General features: G+C 54.8%; 1 protein-coding gene. It reads right to left on the minus strand.

Annotated elements, in window-relative coordinates; translation table 11 throughout:
• Window positions 1-226 (minus strand): LLM class flavin-dependent oxidoreductase (locus SB660_RS24430; RefSeq protein ID WP_410585256.1); only part of this gene is annotated, 226 nt, incomplete at its 3' end.
• Between the last annotated feature and the right edge of the window lie 2 nt (window positions 227-228).

The following is a 228-nucleotide window of genomic DNA, read 5'->3' on the forward strand; positions in this document are numbered from 1 at the left end:
CCGCCACTAAAAATTTCAAGTCACTCGTTTCCCCCGCTAAAGCGGCAGCCGTCAGCCACGGGTCTTCACATGATCTCCCCGTCGGCAGCAGAACCCCCGTATACCCGAGTCTGTCCGCCGCCTGTGCCACTTGCTTAAAATAAAGATGATCCGCCGTTCTCCCTCCCGTTTGCGTCCCTAAATACCGGCCGTCACCATGCGTCGGAATAAACCAAAGAATCTCCATAT

Source organism: Bacillus sp. SIMBA_005, from assembly GCF_046535585.1.
Classification (GTDB): Bacteria; Bacillota; Bacilli; order Bacillales; family Bacillaceae; genus Bacillus; species Bacillus pumilus.